The following is a 2,529-nucleotide window of genomic DNA, read 5'->3' on the forward strand; positions in this document are numbered from 1 at the left end:
TCACCGCAATCGTCAATGGCCATAAGCAGAGCCAAATCGACCAACTATTACCATGGAATTATACCGGCCCGGTGTGAGTGAGACACCGCTTACGCAGGATCCGCGCAAACGCCTGTCCCTTCGGGCGGGTGATCCCCCTCCGGTTTTGACTGCTGCCCCCCTCTCTCCGGTCGGTTCGCCGACTGCTCGGGAGCAGGAGCGGGGCTCCTGCCCCTCCGGGATCAGGAAAAAAGGAAAAACCAAAATGGCTAAGGCATCAAAAACTTCTAAAACCGAAACCCCACGCGCAGACGTTTATGAGCGCATCACCGCGAAGGTGGTCGAGCAGATGGAGCAAGGCGTTCGCCCTTGGATGCAGCCGTGGGGCAATGGCACATCACCATGCCGACCATTGCGCCACAACGGCATCCGCTATCAGGGCATAAACACCCTTTTGCTTTGGATGGAAGCCGCCGAGAAAGGTTATAATTCCGCCTACTGGATGACATACAAACAGGCGCAAGAGCTTGGCGGGCAGGTGGTCAAGGGCTCTAAATCCGCGCTTGTCGTTTACGCTGGCGCAATCGAAAAAGAGCAGGAAACCCCGAGCGGCGAAACCGTCGAAACGCGTATCCCGTTCATGAAGGGATATAGCGTTTTCAACGCCGACCAGATCGAGAACCTGCCCGAACATTACTATTTCATGCCGGAGAAAAACACCGAACCAAAGCAGCGCATCGCGCAAGCCGAGGCGTTTTTCGCAAACCTGAAAGCCGATGTGCGCGAAGGCGGGAATCAAGCCTATTATTCGCCTGTCACCGACCACATTCAAATGCCGCCATTCGATTCATTCGTTTCTGCAGAAGCACACGCGGCCATTCTGGCGCATGAATTCACGCACTGGACTTCAGCGAAAAACCGCCTTGATCGTGACTTGTCCCGCTATCACAGGGACAAGGAAGATCGCGCCCGCGAGGAATTAATCGCCGAATTGGGAAGTGTTTTCCTCGCCGCCGATCTGGGCATTGAAATCACTCCGCGCGAAGATCACGCAGCCTATTTGCAGTCATGGCTTAACGTCCTGAAAAATGACAAACGCGCTATCTTTCAGGCGGCTTCACACGCCGAACGCGCCGTGACTTTCATGCATGGACTTCAGCCAAATGCGCATCGAGGTGACGACAACCTCGATCAGCTTCTGGAGCAGGAGGCCGCATAGATGGAAAAATCCGCCGCTCTTGCTAATCGCAAGAGCGGTTTGGCGACTTCCAGTCAGGCCGCGCCAATCTGTTTTTGCCAAACGCGCACGTTATTCCGTCCCGCACCCTTTGCGTCATACAAAGCGAGATCCGCCTCGCGCAAAAGTGTCTCGCGCAACACCGTCAGATCGGTGTCGAGCGCGATCCTTGAAACGCCGGCGATGCCAATGCTGACGGTTAGCTTTTCACAGGGGCGGGATTCATATGTGATAGCGCGCGCTGAAATCGCGCGCTGAATGGTGTCGCAGACATGCTGCGCACCAGCCAGATTTGTATCTGGCAAGATCACAATGAATTCCTCCCCGCCATAGCGCGCAACACAATCCCCCGGCCTGCGGATCGATTGTTGTATGACCTCGTCGACCAGATTCAGCGCGCAGTCACCGGCAAGATGCCCAAAACGGTCATTGAATTGCTTGAAATAATCTATGTCGATCAGAGCCACGGAAAGCGGCTTTTGTTCTCGACGGCACCGGCGCATTTCAGTGTAAACGAAACGCTCCATGCCCCGCCTGTTTGGAAGGCTGGTCAGCTCGTCCGTTCCCGCCAGTTCCTGCAATTTGCTGGTGAAGCTTTGCAGCCTTTCAAACTTGCCTGATAAGTCCTCGATCCGTCTTTTGAACGGTGAAATGTCGGTAAGCGTCACGAAAGTAGCAATCATTGCCCCTGTTTCGTGGCGAAGGGGATGAATGGTGGCGAGATACATACGCCCATCGATGACAAGCTCATCAGTGGCCGTTTCCAGACCATTTTCAAGCGCTTCAAAATCTCCTTGAAACCCTGAAATGACCGAGTCCGGAACAATACCGACCATCGAGCGCCCGATAAGCTGATCGACGGTCGCGCCGAAGAGATCAGCGTAACGATCACTGACCGATAGATAGATAAGCTGCTTGTCAACCAGACAGGCCGCAACCGGTAATGATCGAATTGTTGCCTGATGCTCTTCCAGCGTGATTTTATATGTCATCCACCCCCCGTTTTGTTGTTATGAAGTCTTTTGAGACCAGATCAGTCACAACGGGATTGTTAAAATACAACCCCGTAATTGGTACTGCAACAACCAGAGCTGGCTTATCGCCTGCGGTGCGCCCCCGCAAACATCCTCGCTGACTCTTGGTGATCGGGGAGTTCGAAACCGTGGTTAGACGGCCCTGTGGCCTTTAGTTCGGAGAACCTGTTGCATACGCCACGGGCTCCTATGGTGTAGCCGCGCTTGCCTCACCGTCCAAGTTGAATAGCGCTTATCATCTCTGACGTCATGCACCAAACGGAAGAGAACGCCATGAGT

General features: G+C 54.2%; 2 protein-coding genes. One reads left to right on the forward strand and one right to left on the reverse strand.

Translation table 11 applies throughout. The annotated features are described in order from the left end of the window. Positions 1-244 precede the first annotated feature (244 nt). Complete coding sequence (locus FGI60_RS26105) at positions 245-1,198, forward strand: ArdC family protein (RefSeq protein ID WP_138787572.1); 954 nt, start codon at positions 245-247, stop codon at positions 1,196-1,198. Between the two features lie 53 nt (positions 1,199-1,251). Here the strand turns inward: FGI60_RS26105 and FGI60_RS26110 are convergent, their stop codons facing one another. After that, positions 1,252-2,208 (reverse strand): GGDEF domain-containing protein, encoded by a 957-nt coding sequence (locus FGI60_RS26110; RefSeq protein WP_138787573.1) that lies wholly within the window; start codon positions 2,206-2,208, stop codon positions 1,252-1,254. Between the last annotated feature and the right edge of the window lie 321 nt (positions 2,209-2,529).

Source organism: Brucella haematophila, from assembly GCF_005938105.1.
GTDB classification, from domain to species: Bacteria; Pseudomonadota; Alphaproteobacteria; order Rhizobiales; family Rhizobiaceae; genus Brucella; species Brucella haematophila.